Origin of the sequence: Szabonella alba, from assembly GCF_016765775.1 — a bacterium.
Lineage (GTDB): Bacteria > Pseudomonadota > Alphaproteobacteria > Rhodobacterales > Rhodobacteraceae > Szabonella > Szabonella alba.
This window is the reverse complement of sequence record NZ_JAESVN010000003.1, coordinates 227986-246652: the sequence shown is the minus strand read 5'-3', so window position 1 is coordinate 246652 and position 18667 is coordinate 227986. Positions and strand designations below refer to the sequence as shown.

Here is an 18667-nt window from a genome sequence, read left to right as displayed (position 1 = left end):
TTGCTAACGGGTTGGCAGGGCCGGGGGAAGGGGCGCAGCGCCCGATCAGGGCGCTTTACGGATGGCATGTCGCAGAGCCCCTATCGGCGATGGTCGAATGCGCCACCTGTCAGAGGCGTTTGCTTGTCAGGGCTTTCCCATCAGGTGCTGATCGGTTCAATCAGTTCCGGCCCGTCATCCTTGATGCCGAAGGCGGGCACCGCATGATGCCGGATGCGGGCCGCAGCGCCAAGGCCGGGATCGTCCGAACCGCCCAGCCATGCATCGCGCTCCTCGATGTCCAGTATGACGGGCATCCGGTGGTGCAGGTCCTGCATGTCGTCATTGGCCGCGCGGGTCAGGATCGTGCAGGTCAGCAGATCGCGCCAGCGGCTTGCCAGCCCGGCCAGAAACAGCGTTTCCGCATTCCCCGCCGGTTGAATGAAATGCGGCTGCTTGTGGCTTTTCTCTCCGGTCCATTCAAAGAACCCCGCCACCGGGATCAGACAGCGCCCCTGCCGCCAGACCCGGCGAAAGCTCGGCTTGTCCTTCGCATCCTCGATCCGCGCGTTGAAGGTCGTGGCCTTCCAGTCCTTCGCTTCAGCCCCGTCGAACCATGACGGGATCAGCCACCAGCGGGCCGTCATGGCCTCCAAGGGCTGCTTGCCAAGGATCAGCACCTGTTCGGTTGGCTTGACGTTGAACCGGCGCGGAAAGGACGCGATCTTCAGCCAGCTTGAGTCCAGCCCTTCGGCTCTCAGGTTCGGATCGACCACGCGCCCGCACATTTCAGTTTCCTGTCCTGCCTGTCACGAGGACAATCTATCATGGGGCGGCTATCTGAACTGATCAAACTCGCAGAAATCATCCAGCAAGGTCAGTGTATATTTCCATGCGGATGATTGGAGCGGGTGAAGGGAATCGAACCCTCGTCGTCAGCTTGGGAAGCTGCTGCTCTACCATTGAGCTACACCCGCGATGCGGCATGACCTAGGCCAAGGGCCGCGTTTCGTCAAGCTGATTTGCGGGTGGGGACCTGTCCGGGAGACGCCCCGAATGACCGGTTTGGCCTGTCCTGCATTTGCGGTGATCCGCAGCAATTGGACCCCCGGCCTGGAACCGGGGGCCCGCTGCTCCGGACATTGGGGACGGAGAGACCGGAACAGCATTCCTGTCCTGCCTTCCGGGCGGCCTCCGCTGCCCTGAACGGGCAGCGGAGGCCTTCGGATCACATCGCGGGCAGAAGCACTGTGTCGATCACATGGATCACGCCATTCGACTGTTTCACATCGGCGATCGTGACCGTTGCGACATTGCCCTGACCATCCTTGATCTTGACCATGCCATCCTCGACCATCGCGGTGAAATCGCAGCCGCCGACGGTAGACACGGTATGCATGCCGCCGCCATCCTCGACCATCTTGACGACATCGGCGGCCATCGCGTTCAGGCCGACGACATGACAGGTCAGGATCTTGGTCAGCTGATCCTTGTTTTCCGGCTTCAGCAGGTTTTCGACCGTGCCCGCGGGCAGGGCTTCAAAGGCGGCATTGGTGGGGGCGAAGACGGTGAAGGGGCCTTCACCCTGCAGCACCTCGACCAGACCCGCAGCCTGAACCGCCGCAACCAGCGTCGTGTGATCGGCAGAATTCACCGCATTTTCGACGATGTTCTTGTCGGCAAACATCGCCGCGCCACCGACCATGGGATTGTCGTTCGCATTGGCTCCGGTGGCAAGCGCAAGGCCCGCAACAAAAAGTCCGGTTTTGAAGAAACGCATCTGTGGTCTCCGTTCATTGGCAGCCGCCGGACCATACCGGCGGTCTGCCTAGAGATACGGAGAAGCGGGGCAAGGAGTTTCGATTTGCCCGGTAAACTATCCGTCATCGCCGGAAACGATCAGAGATCCTCAACCACACCGGTGACCAGCACAGGCCCGGTCGGGGCACCGCCCGGGGCGCCGCCTTCGGGTTCAAGACTGACGGCCAGCACCACCCCCGGCGCAAGGCCGGATGCGGGCAGAACCGTCGGCTCGGTGCCGATCAGACCCAGGGACACGGGCGCGGCTTCACCGGCGATCAGCCACAGCTCATGCACGCGGCCCGCTTCGGCGGCCTCACCGGCGACGCGGATGATATGCAATTCATCGCCTTCAAGCCCGATATCATAGCGCAGGCTGCCCGCCTCGGCGCTGAGTGTGGCCAGATGTTGCGGCGCCGTGCCCGGCGGGGGTGTCGTCATCGGCAGGAAGGCCAGCACCGCGATGGCCAGCGCCGCTGCCGATCCCGCGCCAAGGAACCAGTTGCGCCAGAAGGGCGGCCGCGGTTCGGGCTTGCCGAACAGCCGTTCCTCCAGCCTTGGCAGCAAGTTCGGGGCCTTGATCTCGTGGAAATTCTCATTCAGCCCGGCAAGGCGCAATTCCCATGCCGCCATGGCATCGGCAAATCCGGCATCGCGGCGGGCGCGGTTTTCGGCGCCGATGCGTTCGTCGATGGACAGAACGCCCAGCACATATTCGGCGGCCAGCAGATCGTCGGCATCATCCAGCGGGGGCTGGGGCGGTGTCATGCGTCCATACACTCCCGCAGCTTGAGCAGCGAACGCCGCAGCCATGTCCGCATCGTGTTCAGCGGCACATCGAAGCGCCGGGCCAGATCATCATAGGACCAGCCTTCCAGATAGGCACCCCGCACGGCAGCAGACCGGTCGGGTTCCAGCAGGCTGAAACACTCGACCACGCGACGCGCCTCGCCCTGCGCGACCAGCGCGGACAGGGCATCGGGACGGGGATCGGCGATCATGGTCGCCTCATCCCCGTCATCGCCAACCGTATTTGCCGTCGCGGCAGAGGTGCGGGCGCGCAGGCGGTCGATGGCATGGTTGCGCGCGACCGAGATGAGCCATGTCATCCCGCGCCCGCGGGAGGGATCGAACCGATCCGCCCTCAGCCAGACCCTTGTGAATACTTCCTGCAACGCATCCTCCGCTTCTGCCCTTTCCCCAAGGATACGGAGCAGAACCCCCATGAGTTTCGCAGAACTTGCAGGATAAATTTCACGGAAGGCTGCGCGGTCCTTATTCTGGATGCGCAACAACAGGCTGGCGATCGGATCGTCGGTCATGTGGCCCCGGAATGCAGCGGATGCGCCGGACCGTAGCAGGACGGAGAAGTATTGCAAGAATGGATGGCCGTAAAAGTCGGGAATTCAGCCTGGCACACTCCGCACAGATCCCGTCCTGATCAACCGGTTTCCCGGGGAAGGGCCAGCAATTTGGCAAACAGCGTTTCCAGATAATCGGTCGCCTCGGCAAAGGGGTCATGGCCTTCGCCCAGAACGGCGCGGACCTGCACGTCGAAATCGGCATAATGCTGGGTCAGTGCCCAGATCGAGAAGATCAGATGCGCGGGCGGCAGGGCGGCGATGCGCCCCTCATCCATCCAGCGTTGCAGCACCTGTGATTTCTCGGTGACCAGCGCGGTCAGCTCGCCCTCGATGGCCGCGCGCATGAAGGGCGCGCCCTGCAGGATGTCATTGGCAAACAGGCGGCTTTCGCGCGGATAGTCGCGGCTCATCTCCAGCTTGCGGCTGACATAGGCCATGATTTCGGCCAATGGGTCGCCCTCGGGATCCATCGCGCGCAGGGGATCAAGCCATGTATCCAGCAACCCGGTCAGCAATTCGGTATGGATCGCCTCTTTCGAGGGGAAATAATACAGCAGATTGGGTTTCGACAGGCCCGCGACCTCGGCAATCTGGTCCAGCGTCGCGCCGCGAAACCCATGGGCCGAAAACACCTCCAGCGCCGCCTCAAGGATCGTCTCGGAATTCTTCCGCTGGATGCGGGTGCGCGGCCTGCTCATATCGCTGTCGTCCTTGCCCCTTGCAGGCGCCCCATCCGGGCGCGCACTGCCATCACCAGCGGCCACTTGACGGGCCGTTGCACGATGCTAGCGTGGCCTTTACCGGATGGTCAAACGGTTAGGTCGCCTGTTCCGGCAGAACCGTTCCAGACCGCCGCCTTTTCGCCCCTAGGAAGGACCGCCCCGATGGCGCTTGACCGCAAACCCGCCCCGAACGATCTGAACGCCTTCTGGATGCCGTTCACGGCGAACCGCCAGTTCAAGAAGAACCCGCGCATGTTCGTCGCCGCCAAGGACATGCATTACACCACCGCCGAAGGGCGGCAGGTGCTGGACGGAACGGCCGGGCTTTGGTGCTGCAATGCGGGCCATTGCCGCCCCAAGATCACCGAAGCGATCCAGAAACAGGCCGCCGAACTGGATTACGCGCCCGCCTTCCAGATGGGCCATCCCATCGCCTTTGAACTGGCGAACCGGCTGATCGACATTTCCCCCAAGGGGATCGAGCATGTTTTCTACACCAATTCCGGTTCGGAAAGCGTGGAAACCGCACTGAAACTTGCCATCGCGTATCACCGGGCACGGGGGGAGGGCGCGCGCACCCGGTTGATCGGGCGGGAACGCGGTTATCACGGGGTGAATTTCGGCGGCATCTCGGTCGGGGGCATCGTGAACAACCGCAAGGTGTTCGGCAGTCTGCTGGCCGGGGTCGATCATCTGCCCCATACCCATCTGCCCGACCAGAACGCATTTTCCAAAGGCCAGCCCGCACACGGGGCCAACCTTGCCGATGATCTGGAACGCATCGTCGCCCTGCATGGGGCCGAAACGATCGCCGCCGTGATTGTTGAGCCGATGGCGGGGTCGACCGGTGTGCTGCTGCCGCCCAAGCGCTATCTGGAACGGCTGCGTGCGATCACGAAGAAGCATGGCATCCTGCTGATCTTCGATGAGGTGATTACCGGATTCGGCCGCCTGGGTTCGGCCTTTGCCGCCCAGCATTTCGATGTGCTGCCCGATATGATGACCACCGCCAAGGGGCTGACCAACGGGGTGATCCCGATGGGTGCGGTGCTGACCACGGCCGAAATTCATGATGCCTTCATGACCGGCCCGGAAAACATGATCGAGCTGTTCCACGGTTATACCTATTCGGGCAATCCCATCGCCTCGGCCGCCGGTATCGCGACGCTGGACACTTATCGTGAGGAAGGTCTGTTCGAACGCGCCGCCGAAATGGCGCCCTATTGGGAGGAGGCGCTGCATTCGCTGAAGGGCCTGCCGCATGTCATCGACATCCGCAATATGGGTCTGATCGGCGCGGTGGAGCTCGAAGGCATTCCGGGCGCGCCCACGAAACGCGCCTTCGAGGCGTTTCTGCGCGCCTATGACAAGGGCATCCTGATCCGTACCACCGGCGATATCATCGCGATGTCACCGCCGCTGATCATCTCAAAGGCCGAGATTGATACGCTGATCGGCACGCTGGCGGATGTGCTGAAGACCCTGCCGTAACCGGCGCTGGCGCGGGGGATCTTTCCGCGCTGCCCGCATCCGGGGTCAGGCGGCGGGCCTTGCCGGGCAAAAGCGTTCTGCTGCCTTGTGTTTCGGGGGGTGAATCCCGGGTTTTCCCGCGCTATAACCGGGCCATGGCGATGCTGGCCCGTGAAAGCTGGTCTTTGCGCAGGGATGCGGGCGTCGCCGGGCAGATCGGCAGAAGGAGTGCGCGGTGCGGGGTTTGTTCGCAGGGATGGTCTTGGGCGGTGTCGTGTCGGGCATCGGGCTGGGGTTTTTGTCGGTCCTGACGCCCATGTCGGGACAGGATCGCGGCGCCGGACAGGCGGAAACGCAGAATGCCGACCAGATCAGCGCCGATCCGGTGGCTGGCGAAACCGGGGCAAGTTCCGTTGAAGCAACCCCGTCGCAGAATGCCGTCGAGCCGCCTGCGGTCGACGCGGGTGCAGGCACAGAGGAGGCCCAAGCCGAGGCAGAGCCACCCGCAGTGCTGGCTGACAACGCGCCCGGGATGGCGGAACCGGCAAGTCCTGCAGGGGCGGAAGGCAGTGCGCCCGTCTCCGAAATGGCGCTTGCCGAGACTGCACCTGGGGATGACGTTCCCGAAGCCGAAGCCGAAGCCGAAGCCGAAGCCGAAGCCGAAGCCGAAGCCGAAGCCGAAGCCGAAGCCGAAGCCGAAGCCGAAACGCCGTCCGCTGCTGTCGCTGCAGGTTCTGATGCGCAGGCCGGTGCGGCACAAGACGGGGTCACGTTGGCACCGGAAGTTGTGCCAAGCGGCGCCGACCAGCCCGCAAGCCTTGCAGAAGACGGGTCCGCTACGGCCCCCAATCTGCCTGCGGCCGAGGTGCGGGCAGGAGCCGCGCGTCCCGCCCCGACGGCCCCGGGAACACCGGACACCACAGAAACCCGGCCCGCTGCCCCCGACAGCGCCGCGCCGCGCCCGGTCGAGGCCAGCGAAGAGGCCGCCGAGCTGCCCGCGCCCGCCGCCCCGGTCACCGGAGCGAATGCACCCGGCGTGACCGCCGAGGAGGCGACACAGGCCGGAACGGTGCCCGAGCGGCCGGCGCCGACCGCTGCGGATCGCGAGCCCCGGTCTTCACCGCCGCCCGCCACCCCTGAAATCAGGGCTGATACCGGTCCGGCCCCGGATGGGGTGACCGGGCCGCCGCCCGAGGCCCCGGCAGAGGCCGTGCCTGAACAGACTGCACCCGAACCGCGTGAACCGGGGCCCGAGACGGGGCAGTCCGAGACGGGGCAGCCCGAACCGGGGCCGATTGCGCAGGATGACGGGTCTGCTGTCACGCCGGAAACTGGGTCCGGCGCGGGGGCAGAGGCGCCCTTGCCACCGCAGGTCCGGCCTGCTCCGGGGGGGCGTGATCGTCCTGAAACCGATCCGGATGCGCCCCGGTTTTCAGGCAATATTCCCGGTGTGACCACCGGGCGTCTGCCCATCATCACAGCACCCGCCACCCCGGATGAGGCGGCAGCCGCAGAAGAAACCGCCCCCGCAGGCGGGGAAGCGGCGGCTGACGACCCCGAGGCGCCGCCGGTGATCCGCTTTGCCCGGGCCTTTGACAATCCCGGGGCGCGGCCGGTCTTTGCCATCGTGCTGCGTGATACCGGCGGTCCGGATATCGACCGTGAGGCGCTGGCCGCCCTGCCGGTACCCGTCAGTTTCGTGATCGACCCGACCCTGCCGGATGCCGTCACCGCCGCCGAGATCTATCGCGCGGCAGGGCAGGAAGTGCTGATGCTGGCCAGCGGCATTCCGGACGGTGCGCAGGCCAGCGATATCGAGGTGACCTTCGAATCGCATGACCGGACATTGCCCGAGGCGGTGGCGGTGCTGGACCCCGAAACCGGCGGCGTGCAGGGCAATCGCGCGCTGGCCCAGCAGGTGCTGACGGTGGTCAAGGCACAGGGCCGGGGCGTTCTGTCCTGGGAGCGCGGCCTGAATGCGCTGTCGCAGATTGCGCGGCGCGACGGGCTGCAGAATGCCGTCATCTTCCGCAATCTGGATGCCGAGGGCGAATCCGCCCCGGTGATCCGGCGCTATCTGGACCGCGCGGCCTTCAAGGCCGCGCAGGAAGGGCGCGTGGTCGTGGCGGGAACGACGCGGCCCGAAACGGTTGCCGCGATTCTGGAATGGCTGGTCGAGGGACGCGCCGATACCGTGGCGCTGGCGCCGGTCACGGCGGCCATGACGGCGCAGTAATCCGGCCTGTCATGGCAAAGGGAAAGGGGGGGCGCTGCCCCGCTAGGGGCCGCTGGCCCCTTACCCCCCGAGGTATTTCGGCCAAGATGAAAGCGGCGGGCTGATCAGGAATTGCCGCGTCGTGCAAACAGTCCCGCATCCTCGGCCGCCTTGCGCAGAGCGTTGGATTTGTTGACGGTTTCCTGAAATTCGGCCTCGGGGTCGCTGTCATAGACAACGCCGCCCCCAGCCTGAATGTAAAGATTTTCATCCTTAAGAACCGCCGTGCGCAGCGCGATGCAGAAATCCATCTCGCCATTGGCGGCGAAATAGCCGACCCCACCGCCATAGACCCCGCGCTTTTCAGGTTCCAGCTCATCAATGATCTGCATGGCGCGGACCTTGGGCGCGCCGGAAACCGTGCCTGCGGGAAGGCCCGCCAGCAGGGCCGAAAGCGCATCTTCGCCGTCACGGATCTGGCCCACGACATTCGAGACGATATGCATGACATGGCTGTAGCGTTCGATGATGAACTTCTCGGTCGGGCGCACCGTGCCGACCTTGGCCACGCGGCCCACATCATTGCGGCCCAGATCCAGCAGCATCAGATGCTCGGCCAGTTCCTTGGGGTCGGACAGCAGATCGGCCTCATTGGCGCGGTCCTCTTCCGGGGTGGCGCCGCGTTTGCGGGTTCCCGCGATGGGGCGGATCGTTACCTCCCCCTCACGCAGGCGGACAAGAATTTCGGGGCTGGCGCCCACGACCTGAAACCCGCCGAAATTGAAAAAGAACATGAAAGGCGATGGATTGGTGCGGCGCAGGGACCGGTAAAGCGCGAAGGGCGGCAGCTCGAACCGCTGTTTCCAGCGCTGCGAAGGCACGACCTGAAAGATGTCCCCGGCGCGGATATAGTCCTTGGCCCGGTCGACCGCCGCCTTGTAGCCGTCCCTTGTGAAGTTCGACACCGCCTCACCGGGGGCGGAGGCCTCACCGAAATCCCGCTGGGCAGGAGGGGCGCGGTCCAGATCGCGCAGCGCATCCATCACCCGTTCGGCAGCCTGCGCATAGGCCGCGCGCGCCGAAACGCCCGGGGTGATCCATGCCGGGGCGACCACCGTCACCTCCCCCTTGGCCCCGTCCAGCACCGCGACGACCGAAGGCCGCATCAGCACCGCATCGGGCAGGTCCAGCGGATCGGGATTCACATCCGGCAGATGTTCAACCAGCCGGATCATGTCATAGCCGAGATAGCCGAACAGGCCCGAGGCGATGGCGGGCAGATCCTCGGGCATCGCGATGGCGCTTTCGGCAATCAGCGCGCGCAGGCTGGCCAGCGGATCGCTGCCCGCGGGATGAAAGGCCATGCTGTCGAAACGGGCCTCGCGGTTGATCTCGACCGCGCGGCCCCGGCAGCGCCAGATCAGATCGGGCTTCAGCCCGACCACGGAATAGCGGCCCCGCACCTCACCACCGGTCACGGATTCAAGCATGAACGTATCGCGGCCTGCCTCACCGAGTTTCAGCATCAGCGAGACCGGCGTGTCCAGATCGGCGGCGATCCGTGCATGGACCACCTGATTGCGCCCCTCGGCCCAGCCTTTTTCGAAGGTCGCGAAATCGGGGGTAAGCTGCGCCATCCTGTCAGACCGTCACTGGAATTGCGAATGCACGGCGCTGACCGCCGCATCATCAAAGCGGATCCCCGCATTATCGCTGAGCCCGTTCACGAACAGCGAGAAAGCATCCTGTGCCAGTGCCTGCTCGGCCTGCACGGCAATCATGCGGCGCACGGCAAGGGCGTCATCGCCTTCGGTGTCGCCTTCGCTGATGCTGTCAAGCCGCAGCAGCGCGGTGAAACCCTCCGCCTCAACGACCCGGATCTGGCCCGGCTCTTCCATCGTGAACAGGGTCGCGATCACCGATTGCGGCGCATTGGCCGGGCGGGTGGATCGGGTTGCCGCAGCTGTGACATCGACAATGCCGTAAGCCCCCAGCGAAGCGCCGGTTTCAACGGCGGATTTAACCGCGATGGCCTTTTCCGACAGGGCCGCCGCAAGCTGTGCCTGACGCCAGGCCTCGGCCACCTCATCGCGGATATCGTCCAGCGGGATCGGGGCGGGGGGCAGGATCGCATCGAGACGCAACGCAACGATGCCGCCGTCGCCCAGAATGACCACTTCGGGGAAATCGCCCTCCTGCGCGGCAAGCGCGGCCTCACGGAAGGCGGGATAGCCCGCGATCCGCGCATCGGATCCGTCATGGAACTCGATCACATCCAGTGTCATGCCGGCCTCGGCGGCCAGATCCTCAAGCGTGGCGCCACCGGCAAGGCGGTCGTCGATATCCTCGATCCGTGCGTCGATCTCACGCCGGGCGGAATCGGTGGCGACTTCGGCGGTCAGATCGTCGCGGGCCTCGTCAAAGGTGACTTCCTGCGCTGACAGGATCGCATTCATGCGAAACAGCGCAGGGCCCAGCGTCGACTCGAAAGGACCGACCACGCCGGGTTCGGTCAGTGCGAAAACGGCCTCACCGGCGGGGCCCAGTTCGGCCAGCGACACGTCGCCAAGGTCGATATCATCCAGCGTGACGCCGCGCGCCTCGACCAGATCCTCAAAGGTTGCGCCGGTTTCAAGCCGTGCGAATGCGGCCTCGGCCGCCTCGGCAGTAGGATAGACCAGCCGTTCGACAAGGCGGCGCTCGGGCTGGACGAATTCATCAATCCGTTCGTCATAGACCCGGCGCAGCACGTCCTCATCCACCTCCATATCGGGGGCAAGATCGTCGGGCAGCAGGGTCGCATAGGTGATGCGCCGCGCCTCGGGACGGGTGAAGCGTTCGGTGTTTTCGGAATGGAACGCAGTCAGATCTTCATCCGTCGGGGCCGGAATCGGCGCGCCCAGATCGGCATCGGTCAGCTGCAGCAGGCTGTAGCCGCGCCGTTCGGTGACATGGGCGAAAAGCGTCGAGACCAGCGCGGGTGGCGCCTCAAAGCCCGAACCGACAGCACCTTGCAGCAGGGCGCGGGCCAGATCATCGCGCAGGCGGGTTTCAAAGGCGGTTTCGGTCAGGTCATTGCGTTCCAGCATGAAGCGATAGGTTTCGCGGTCGAACTGCCCGCCTGTGCCGCGGAACGACTCCATCTGCGTGATCTCGGCGGCGACACGGGCATCGCCTGCAGACACGCCGATGCGGTCATTTTCATTGTCCAGCGCTGCGGTGTTGACCAGTTGCTGACGCACCTGCCGGTCCAGCCCGAAGGATTGCGCCTGCTGCACCGTGATGCGCTGGCCCGTCTGCGCCGACAGCGCGTTGATTTCCTGCTGCAGCGCGCGGGCGTAATCGTTCACGGTGATGTCGCGATCCCCGACCGAGCCGATGGCCGTCAGCCCGCCGCCGAAATTCGTGACCCCGAAACCGCCCAGACCAAGGACGAGCATCGCCATCAGGACCCAGACCACGACAGAGGTGCCTTTGCCCTTCTTGCGACGGGTTTCCTCTTGTTGCTTTGCCATTTGCCTGCCTTTCGGATTGACCTGCTCTGTGGCCTGTCGGGGCCCTGTTGGGCATCTCTAGGGCCTTGGGGGCCGGGGGGCAAGATGGGGCAGGGCCGCAGCACCCGCCCGATCTGCGTGACGATCAGTGGCGAAAGGCCGCAAGACGGCGGAAGAGTTCCGCAATGCCAGACGCATCGACATTGGCAAAGGCGATGCGGAATTCCGACCGGCCCTCACCCTCGGGGCGGAACATCGTGCCCGGAAGCAGCAGGATCCCCGCCTCGGATACCAGACGGCGGGCCAGATCATGCGACGAGGCCGCGAAAGGATGGGCAACATAGGCGAAATAGGCACCGCAGCCCATCAGGCTCCAGCCTTCAAGCTGATCGAAGCCCGCGACCATGGCGGCCCGGCGCGACAGGATCTCATCGCGTTCACCCGCGACCCAACTGCCAAGGTTGCGCATGCCCCAAAGGGCCGCGATCTGGCCCAGTTGCGACGGGCAGATCGCGACCGTATCGAGAAACTTCTCAACCTCGGCCAGTCGGGCGCGGTCGGCGATGATCGCCCCGACCCGGTGCCCGGTCAGCCGGTAAGCCTTGGAAAAGCTGTAAAGATGCACCAGCGTGTCGGACCAGTCGGGATCGGCGAACAGATCATGCGGACGGCCCCCCTGCAGCAGCGAATGACGGCTGTCGAAATCGCGATAGGTTTCATCGACAATCAGCGTCAGCCCCCGGGCGCGGGCCAGATCCAGAAAGGCGCGCAGCACCTCGGCCGGATATTCCGCGCCGCCGGGATTGTTGGGAGAGACCAGCACGATGGCCCGGGTTCTGGGCGTGATCAGTGCGGCGGCCGCCTCCGGGTCTGGGATCAGCCCTGCGCCACAGGCCAGCGGCACCGTGCGCACGCCCTGCATGTCCAGCCACATTTTGTGATTGAAATACCAGGGCGTCGGCAGGATCACCTCATCGCCCGCACCGGCAAGGGTGGACATGACCGAGGTGAAGGCCTGATTGCAGCCCTGGGTAATGGCGACCTGCCCGGGGGCGATGCTGCCGCCATAGGCCGCAGACCATTGTACCGCAATCTCGGCCCGCAATGCAGGAAGGCCCAGAACGGGGCCGTAAAGATGCGCGGCATCATCATTCAGCGCCGCCTCGGCCAGCGCCTGACGCAGACCCAGCGGCGGGGGCTGCACCGGGGCGGCCTGACTGACATTCAGCAGCGGGCGCTCGGGTGGAAAGCTCACCCCGTCCAGCCAGCGGCGTGCCTCCATCACGGGGGGCGGTTCGGTCGCGGCCATGGCGGGGTTGAGCGGATGCAGCATTGTGAGTTTCCTGTCGGTCTGGGCCTTCGGGGGGCCTCTGGGCCAGTCAGATGGGGGCCAGTCAGATGGGCCGGTCGGATGGTCCGGTCAGCGGCGCGGCGGCAGGCCGTGCGCCCCGGCGGCGGGATCAGTCAAAAGGGCTCACTCGTCCGTGCCACGATAGGGTTGTACATATTGCAGCGCCATGTCCCAGGGAAAGAAGATCCATGTGTCCTGACTGACCTCGGTGATCCAGGTATCGACCTGGGGCTTGCCCGAAGGTTTGGCATAGACGGTCGCGAAATGCGCCTTGGGATAAAGTTTGCGCACCAGTTCCAGCGTCTTGCCACTGTCCACAAGGTCATCGACGATCAGGATGCCTTCCCCATCGCCCATCAGCCCGGCCTGCGGGGCCTTGATGACATGGGCCTCGCCCTGTTTCTGATGCGAATAGGATTTGACCGAGATCGTGTCGATCACGCGGATATCCAGTTCGCGCGCCACGACTGCCGCCGGAACCAGCCCCCCCCGGGTGATGCCCACAACCGCGCGCCACTGGCCGCCTTCTTCGGGGCCCTTGCCGTCCAGCCTCCAGGCCAGCGCCCGGGAATCCCGGTGGATCTGGTCCCATGAAACGTGGAAGCCTTTTTCATGCGGCAGGCGGTCGGTCATTTCAGGCTCCTCTGTGCTGACGGACGGCAGGCAAGGGACGGCAGGCTGTGGCGCGGGGACAGCGGGGGCCAGCCCCCGCACCCCCGAGGTATTTCAGCCAATATGAAAGGGGGCGGCGGATCATGGAATTCTGTCTCCGGCAGGCGGGGCGATCAGTCCTTGCGTCCGGTCACGACGTCGATATCGGGCGCATCCACCGCCTTCATGCCGACAACATGATATCCGGCATCGACATGCAGGTTTTCGCCCGTGGTGCCGGACCCCAGATCAGACAGCAGAAACAGGGCGGCCTTGCCCACCTCTTCCTGCGTCACATTGCGCCGCAGGGGCGAATTCAGCTCATTCCATTTCATGATATAGCGGAAATCGCCGATGCCGGATGCGGCCAGCGTCTTGATCGGCCCGGCCGAGATTGCATTGACGCGGATGCCGTCCTTGCCCAGATCCTCGGCAATGTATTTGACCGAAGCCTCCAGCGCCGCCTTGCAAAGCCCCATGACATTGTAATGCGGCATGACCTTCTCCGCGCCGTAATAGGTCAGCGTCAGAAGCGAGCCGCCGGGCGGCATCATTCTGCAGGCGCGTTGGCATACGGCGGTGAAACTGTAGACTGAGACATCCATCGACATCAGGAAATTCTGCCGCGAGGTCTCGACATAGCGGCCGCGCAATTCGGATTTATCGGAAAATCCGATGGCATGGACGACGAAATCAACCGCCCCCCATATCTTTTCCAGATGGGCAAAAAGCGCATCGAGCGAGGACTCGTCAGTGACATCGCATTCGATCATTTCGGTCGCCCCGATCGAGGCGGCCAGCGGTTCAACCCGCTTTTTCAGCTGTTCCCCCTGATAGGAGAAGGCCAGCGTTGCGCCCTGTTCGGCACAGGCCTGCGCAATGCCCCATGCGATGGATTTGTCATTCGCAAGGCCCATGATAAGACCCCGCTTGCCCGCCATCAGACCCGCCGACATGCCCTTGCCCCCTGTCCTGCCACCCTAGAGCGGAGCAATAGGCGAATTGGTCACAGGCATCAAGGGCGCGCGCTTGCCTGCGGAAAACGGGTCCATTCCGGCCCGGGGACTTGCGCGCCGCCGGGCATCGGTCTACCAAATGGGCCGCGTGCAATCTGGGCGGGTTTCCATCCCTTCCGGTGCGAAGCGGAACAATCTGCCAGAGCAGGGGAATGATATTGGACCGGACCGGGATTTTTGCAGGGCAGGACCCTTTCGCGATTGCGAAGGCCTGGCTGGCTGATGCCGGGCGGACCGAACCCAATGACCCCAATGCCATCGCGCTTGCGACGGTGGATGAGGACGGGCTGCCGGATGTCCGGATGGTGCTGCTTAAAGAGATCGAGGCCGGTGGTTTCGTCTTTTACACGAATTTCCGGTCCCGCAAGGGCCAGCAGATCGAGGCCTCTGGTAAGGCGGCTTTCGTGATGCACTGGAAATCGTTGCGCCGTCAGATCCGTGTGCGGGGCAGGACCGAAAAGGTTGAGGACGCAATGTCGGATGCCTATTTCCAAAGCCGCGCGCTGGACAGCCGTCTGGGGGCCTGGGCCTCGCGGCAGTCGGAGCCGCTGGCCTCTCGCACTGCGCTGATGGCCGAGGCCGCACGCATGGCGGCAGTGCATGGGATGAACCCCGAGCGCCCCCTGAATTGGGGGGGTATACGGATCATTCCGGACGAGATAGAGTTTTGGGCGGATGGTGCTTTCCGGTTGCATGACCGGTTTCGCTGGACAAGGACCATATCGGAGTTTGGTTGGTCGGTTGTTCGGTTAAATCCGTGACTTATGTGCGCAGATGCACACGGGTTGTGCAGTTTCCGTGTAGGTTCAGGCTTGATCCACTTCCGTGGGTCGCAGCAGGTTTGGCAATGGGCTTGACTGGGGAAATGGCTCTTGATGGAAGAAGATGACAAGGTCCCGCCGGAAGTGCGGGGCCGGGTAAAGTGGTTTGATGCGGTGAAAGGGTTCGGGTTCGTCGTCGCCGACGGAACTGACAGTGATATCCTTCTGCATGCGAATGTCCTGCGGAACTTCGGGCAAAGCACCGTCGCCGATGGTGCGGGCATCTGTGTTCGTGTGCAGCGAACCCAGCGTGGTGTGCAGGCGGTGGAGGTGGTCAGCATAGACCCGCCACCCGTGCAGCCTTTCCCCATGTCCGAAGAGGGCGCGATCGCGACCCCCGACGAAATTGAACGCCTGACGATCGAGCCTGCCCGGGTGAAATGGTTCGACAAGGCCAAGGGCTTCGGCTTTGCCAATGTCTTTGGCCGGTCCGAGGATGTGTTTGTCCATATCGAGGTGCTGCGCATGTCGGGCTTTGCCGATCTGGCCGCCGGTGAGGCCGTGGGGCTGCGCATTATCGAGGGCAAGCGGGGCCGCATGGCAGCGCAGGTCCTGTCCTGGGAGGCGGCCCGTGTCGAGGCCGCGCAACAGGATGACGAGGCCCGGAGCGGTACATGAGATCTGCCGCCGGCGCTGTGCTTGCCTTCTGTCTTGGCGCCTCGGCCGCACTTGCCGATTGCGCACCGGGGCAGGTGGAGGTCCGGCTTGCGGGCGGCGGGTCTGCGCGATTTTCGGTTGAACTGGCCGATACACCGCAAAGCCGCGCGCAGGGGCTGATGTTCCGCGAAAGCATGCCGAAATCGCGCGGCATGCTGTTCATCTATGAGTCACCGCAGCGGGCGGTGTTCTGGATGAAGAATACGCTGATCCCGCTTGACATGATCTTTGCCGACGCCACCGGCCTTGTGACCCATGTCCATTCCAATGCCGTGCCGCATGACGAGACCGGCATTGATGGCGGCGACGGCGTTCTGGCGGTTCTGGAAATCAATGGCGGTCTGGCCCGCCGCATGGGCATCGGCCCCGGTGCGGCGCTGCGCCATCCGGCCTTTGATCCGGCGACCGCTGCCGCGCCCTGCAACGACGGTTGAGGCTTTTCAATCCCGCCGCAGTTGGATAGGAGAGGCGCAGTCGGGGCGTAGCGCAGCCTGGTAGCGCGACGGTTTTGGGTACCGTAGGTCGGAAGTTCGAATCTTCTCGCCCCGACCATCATCTTTCGGTGTCAGGCACACCGTGCCTTTTCCGGATTGCACACTGTCCGTTTTTCGTCAGATGATTGAGTGCTGGTTTTCAATTGCTTATATTATGATGACATAGACCAAGCCTGCGCTGGAAGATTCATGGCCGTCTGGGCGCAATCAGCACTTTCCCAGCACGCCTTCGACATCTGCGCGGAGGTGAAGCAGGCCGTAATCTTTCCCGTCTGGCGTGAAAGAGGCGATTCCTGCGTCGTTCATTCGCTTCCGAACATCACGCCAAGGCATGTCGTAGGCGCTCCCGATCATTTTTGAGGTCATGAAGCGCCGACTGAAGGACTGTGCCGCTTCGGTTGAGATGTAGCAGCTCCAGCGGTTGTTCTTGGGATTACGCAAAAGCTCGGCAGTGACATGGCCGTTCACGATCAGGGCCGTGAGCAACCCATTCTCTTCCAGCCCTTGACGTCTGCTGAAAACCGCCGTGGTCATCAGGTCTGAGCTGCTCGGCTGCGCTTTGCTGCGCTGACCCGTTCGAGATCATGCTCAAGCGCCTCGATCGTGCGCAGCTGGTCCCAGCGTTTAGCATCCCGGCCGGTCGAATAGCCGTGCCACCATCCGGCGACTGCCAGCCCGAGGACCAAAGCATAAGGGGCCAGCCGCCAGAGCATTACAGCCCATCCCGGCTGAACATGATGATGCACAGCGCCCAGATGACGTAGATCACGCCGAGCATGGTGATCGCTTCCAATGCTATTACAAGCGAGATCATCGCATCTTCGCTTCGACCAGCGCGCGGATCTTGTCGCCCACAGTGATCGGATCGCCCGGCGCATCCATGCCCGGCAACCAGTTGATATCCCATTTCTGATTCTGCCAGATTCCCAGCGTCGGCTGGATCTCCGAATGGCTCAGCGTCGAGAACCGCGACACCGGGATATCAAACTACCGGCAACCCGTTTTCTGAGATAGAAGGTCTGTCCGCGCTTTTGAATCGTCATCGCGATATTTGCCCACAGTCATTCGATTACATCAGGACACAGTGTGGCGGACTGTGTGTCATTATGTGCATCAAATCACGTGACAGCGGCTGTTCAGGCTGAGCATCTGGGGATTTTAATGAGTAAAATCAATATCATATGGGATGGTGGTTGGCGGACAGTGAGGGATTCGAACCCTCGAGACGGTTCCCCGCCTACACACTTTCCAGGCGTGCGCCTTCGACCACTCGGCCAACTGTCCAACGCGGCGTTCTTATCGCTAGAGGTTGGCGGGAGACAAGAGGGAAAACCCGCAAACTGCGGAATTCGCAGGATCGCGCCTTTGCCCGGCAGGATGGTCAGGGAAACCCGCGGCCATCTCTGGCAATCGCCGATGACCGGGGCCTTTTGGGAGGTTCAGCTACGGACACGGTGATGCGACAAGTGCAAGCCTGCGCGCGGACCGGCCTTAGCCCAGACGCGCAAGCGCGCGGGCAAAGACCGACGCATCGACATTGCCGCCCGAGGCCACGGCGATGACCGCATCGCCCGTGATGGTCTCATGGCGGAACAAGGCCGCCGCCAGCGCAACCGCGCCCCCCGGTTCCAGCACCAGTTTCAGGCGCGACCAGGCCAGCGCCATCGCCTCCAGCGCCTCGTCATCGCTGACCACCAGTCCGGGGCCGCAAAGCCGCTGCATCACCGGCAGGGTCAGTTCCCCCGGTGAAGGCGTCAGGATCGCATCGCAGATCGACCCCGTCGGGCTGGGATTGGTCGCGCGCGCTCCGGCGGCAAGGCTGCGGGTGACATCGTCAAACCCTTCCGGCTCACAGGGGCGGGGACGCAGACCGGGGGCGCGCGCCTCCAGCGCCAGCGCGATGCCCGAGGTCAGCCCACCACCGCCACAGCAGACCAGAACATCGGCCTGTGTCACCCCTTTGGCGGTGGCCTGTTCGGCGATCTCCAGTCCGGTCGTGCCCTGACCGGCAATCACCTCGGCATTGTCGAACGGCTTGATCAGCGTCAGCCCCCGTTCCGCCGAAAGGCGCGCGCCGATCGCATCGCGGTCCTCACCCCCGGCACGGTCATAAAGCACGACTTCGGCCCCAAGGGCGGCGGTATTGTCGATTTTCATGCGCGGTGCGTCCTCGGGCATGATGATGACCGAGGAAATGCCGTGCAAGGCTGCGGCATGGGCCACGCCCTGCGCATGATTGCCCGAAGAAAAGGCGATGACGCCCCGGGCCCGGATCTCGGGCGACAGCGCCGAAATCGCCGACCACGCGCCGCGGAACTTGAACGATCCGGTATGCTGCAGCGCCTCGGCTTTCACGAAAAGGCGCCGCCCGGCGATGTCATCCAGAAAGGGAGAGGACAGCAGCGGCGTCCGCCGCACCCGGTCAGCCGCGCGGCCTGCTGCGGCTTCGATCATGGCGATACTGGTCATTTCGGCGGCTCCTGCATGGTTGCAACGCCCTTATAGCGCGCCGTACCGCGGGGGGAAGGGTAAGCGCGGATCAGGGGCAGGGACCGAAGCGGGAATCACCCCGGCGAGTCCGGGACGCGGCCCGCCCCGACGCGGGGCCACCGGCCCGTCGCAAAATCAGTCGC

General features: G+C 64.1%; 19 protein-coding genes and 3 tRNA genes. 6 read left to right on the top strand and 16 right to left on the bottom strand.

Going from position 1 to position 18667, the window contains the following annotated elements; genetic code table 11:
• Window positions 1–140 precede the first annotated feature (140 nt).
• From JL811_RS08810 to JL811_RS08785, 6 genes are all read right to left on the bottom strand, one after another.
• On the bottom strand, window positions 141–767 hold the full coding sequence (locus JL811_RS08810) for an SOS response-associated peptidase (RefSeq protein ID WP_202688199.1): 627 nt from the start codon (window positions 765–767) through the stop codon (window positions 141–143).
• Window positions 768–882: 115 nt separating this feature from the next.
• Window positions 883–956: transfer RNA gene (locus JL811_RS08805), tRNA-Gly, on the bottom strand.
• Window positions 957–1207: 251 nt separating this feature from the next.
• A complete protein-coding gene (locus tag JL811_RS08800; protein WP_202688197.1) occupies window positions 1208–1759 on the bottom strand; it encodes a fasciclin domain-containing protein in 552 nt (183 codons plus the stop codon).
• 119 nt (window positions 1760–1878) lie between these two features.
• On the bottom strand, window positions 1879–2547 hold the full coding sequence (locus tag JL811_RS08795; RefSeq protein ID WP_202688195.1) for an anti-sigma factor: 669 nt from the start codon (window positions 2545–2547) through the stop codon (window positions 1879–1881).
• Window positions 2544–3101, bottom strand: a complete 558-nt coding sequence (locus tag JL811_RS08790; RefSeq protein WP_202688193.1) for a sigma-70 family RNA polymerase sigma factor — start codon at window positions 3099–3101, stop codon at window positions 2544–2546. Before JL811_RS08790 ends, JL811_RS08795 begins: the two co-directional genes overlap by 4 nt.
• Before the next feature lie 119 nt (window positions 3102–3220).
• On the bottom strand, window positions 3221–3841 hold the full coding sequence (locus JL811_RS08785) for a TetR family transcriptional regulator C-terminal domain-containing protein (RefSeq protein ID WP_202688191.1): 621 nt from the start codon (window positions 3839–3841) through the stop codon (window positions 3221–3223).
• Window positions 3842–4027: 186 nt separating this feature from the next.
• On the opposite strand from JL811_RS08785, the gene aptA reads away from it, so the two are divergent.
• Together aptA and JL811_RS08775 are read left to right on the top strand one after the other, a co-directional pair.
• Window positions 4028–5356 (top strand): omega-aminotransferase AptA, encoded by a 1329-nt coding sequence (gene aptA / locus JL811_RS08780; protein WP_202688190.1) that lies wholly within the window; start codon window positions 4028–4030, stop codon window positions 5354–5356.
• Between the two features lie 214 nt (window positions 5357–5570).
• On the top strand, window positions 5571–7571 hold the full coding sequence (locus tag JL811_RS08775; protein WP_337924735.1) for a divergent polysaccharide deacteylase family protein: 2001 nt from the start codon (window positions 5571–5573) through the stop codon (window positions 7569–7571).
• Between the two features lie 104 nt (window positions 7572–7675).
• Here the strand turns inward: JL811_RS08775 and trpE are convergent, their stop codons facing one another.
• From trpE to fabI, 5 genes are all read right to left on the bottom strand, one after another.
• On the bottom strand, window positions 7676–9187 hold the full coding sequence (gene trpE / locus JL811_RS08770; protein ID WP_202688189.1) for an anthranilate synthase component I: 1512 nt from the start codon (window positions 9185–9187) through the stop codon (window positions 7676–7678).
• Window positions 9188–9199: 12 nt separating this feature from the next.
• The gene (locus JL811_RS08765) at window positions 9200–11065 is read right to left on the bottom strand and encodes a SurA N-terminal domain-containing protein (RefSeq protein WP_202688187.1); all 1866 of its coding nucleotides are present in this window, start codon (window positions 11063–11065) and stop codon (window positions 9200–9202) included.
• A 124-nt stretch (window positions 11066–11189) separates the two neighbouring features.
• On the bottom strand, window positions 11190–12377 hold the full coding sequence (locus JL811_RS08760) for an aminotransferase (RefSeq protein ID WP_202688185.1): 1188 nt from the start codon (window positions 12375–12377) through the stop codon (window positions 11190–11192).
• Between the two features lie 141 nt (window positions 12378–12518).
• Window positions 12519–13028, bottom strand: coding sequence for a xanthine phosphoribosyltransferase (gene gpt / locus JL811_RS08755; protein ID WP_202688184.1), 510 nt, complete (start codon window positions 13026–13028; stop codon window positions 12519–12521).
• A 152-nt stretch (window positions 13029–13180) separates the two neighbouring features.
• Window positions 13181–14002: an enoyl-ACP reductase FabI gene (fabI, locus tag JL811_RS08750; RefSeq protein WP_202688182.1), complete on the bottom strand. Its 822-nt coding sequence runs from the start codon at window positions 14000–14002 to the stop codon at window positions 13181–13183.
• Between the two features lie 218 nt (window positions 14003–14220).
• Between fabI and pdxH the strand changes: the two genes are divergently transcribed.
• The 4 genes from pdxH to JL811_RS08730 all read left to right on the top strand — a co-directional run bounded on the left by pdxH (window position 14221) and on the right by JL811_RS08730 (window position 16092).
• Window positions 14221–14823, top strand: coding sequence for a pyridoxamine 5'-phosphate oxidase (gene pdxH, locus JL811_RS08745; protein WP_202688509.1), 603 nt, complete (start codon window positions 14221–14223; stop codon window positions 14821–14823).
• 114 nt (window positions 14824–14937) lie between these two features.
• The gene (locus JL811_RS08740) at window positions 14938–15501 is read left to right on the top strand and encodes a cold-shock protein (protein ID WP_202688180.1); all 564 of its coding nucleotides are present in this window, start codon (window positions 14938–14940) and stop codon (window positions 15499–15501) included.
• Window positions 15498–15974, top strand: coding sequence for a DUF192 domain-containing protein (locus JL811_RS08735; RefSeq protein ID WP_202688178.1), 477 nt, complete (start codon window positions 15498–15500; stop codon window positions 15972–15974). The genes JL811_RS08740 and JL811_RS08735 overlap by 4 nt, the downstream gene beginning before the upstream one ends.
• A gap of 41 nt (window positions 15975–16015) precedes the next feature.
• A tRNA-Pro gene (locus tag JL811_RS08730) sits at window positions 16016–16092 on the top strand.
• 149 nt (window positions 16093–16241) lie between these two features.
• Here JL811_RS08730 and JL811_RS08725 read toward each other — a convergent pair.
• The 5 genes from JL811_RS08725 to JL811_RS08705 all read right to left on the bottom strand — a co-directional run bounded on the left by JL811_RS08725 (window position 16242) and on the right by JL811_RS08705 (window position 18503).
• The gene (locus tag JL811_RS08725) at window positions 16242–16568 is read right to left on the bottom strand and encodes a hypothetical protein (protein WP_202688176.1); all 327 of its coding nucleotides are present in this window, start codon (window positions 16566–16568) and stop codon (window positions 16242–16244) included.
• A complete protein-coding gene (locus tag JL811_RS08720) occupies window positions 16568–16747 on the bottom strand; it encodes a hypothetical protein (RefSeq protein ID WP_202688173.1) in 180 nt (59 codons plus the stop codon). The genes JL811_RS08725 and JL811_RS08720 overlap by 1 nt, the downstream gene beginning before the upstream one ends.
• Before the next feature lie 97 nt (window positions 16748–16844).
• Complete coding sequence (locus tag JL811_RS08715) at window positions 16845–17009, bottom strand: hypothetical protein (RefSeq protein WP_202688171.1); 165 nt, start codon at window positions 17007–17009, stop codon at window positions 16845–16847.
• Between the two features lie 219 nt (window positions 17010–17228).
• A tRNA-Ser gene (locus JL811_RS08710) sits at window positions 17229–17318 on the bottom strand.
• A gap of 207 nt (window positions 17319–17525) precedes the next feature.
• The gene (locus JL811_RS08705) at window positions 17526–18503 is read right to left on the bottom strand and encodes a threonine ammonia-lyase (protein ID WP_202688167.1); all 978 of its coding nucleotides are present in this window, start codon (window positions 18501–18503) and stop codon (window positions 17526–17528) included.
• Window positions 18504–18667 lie beyond the last annotated feature (164 nt).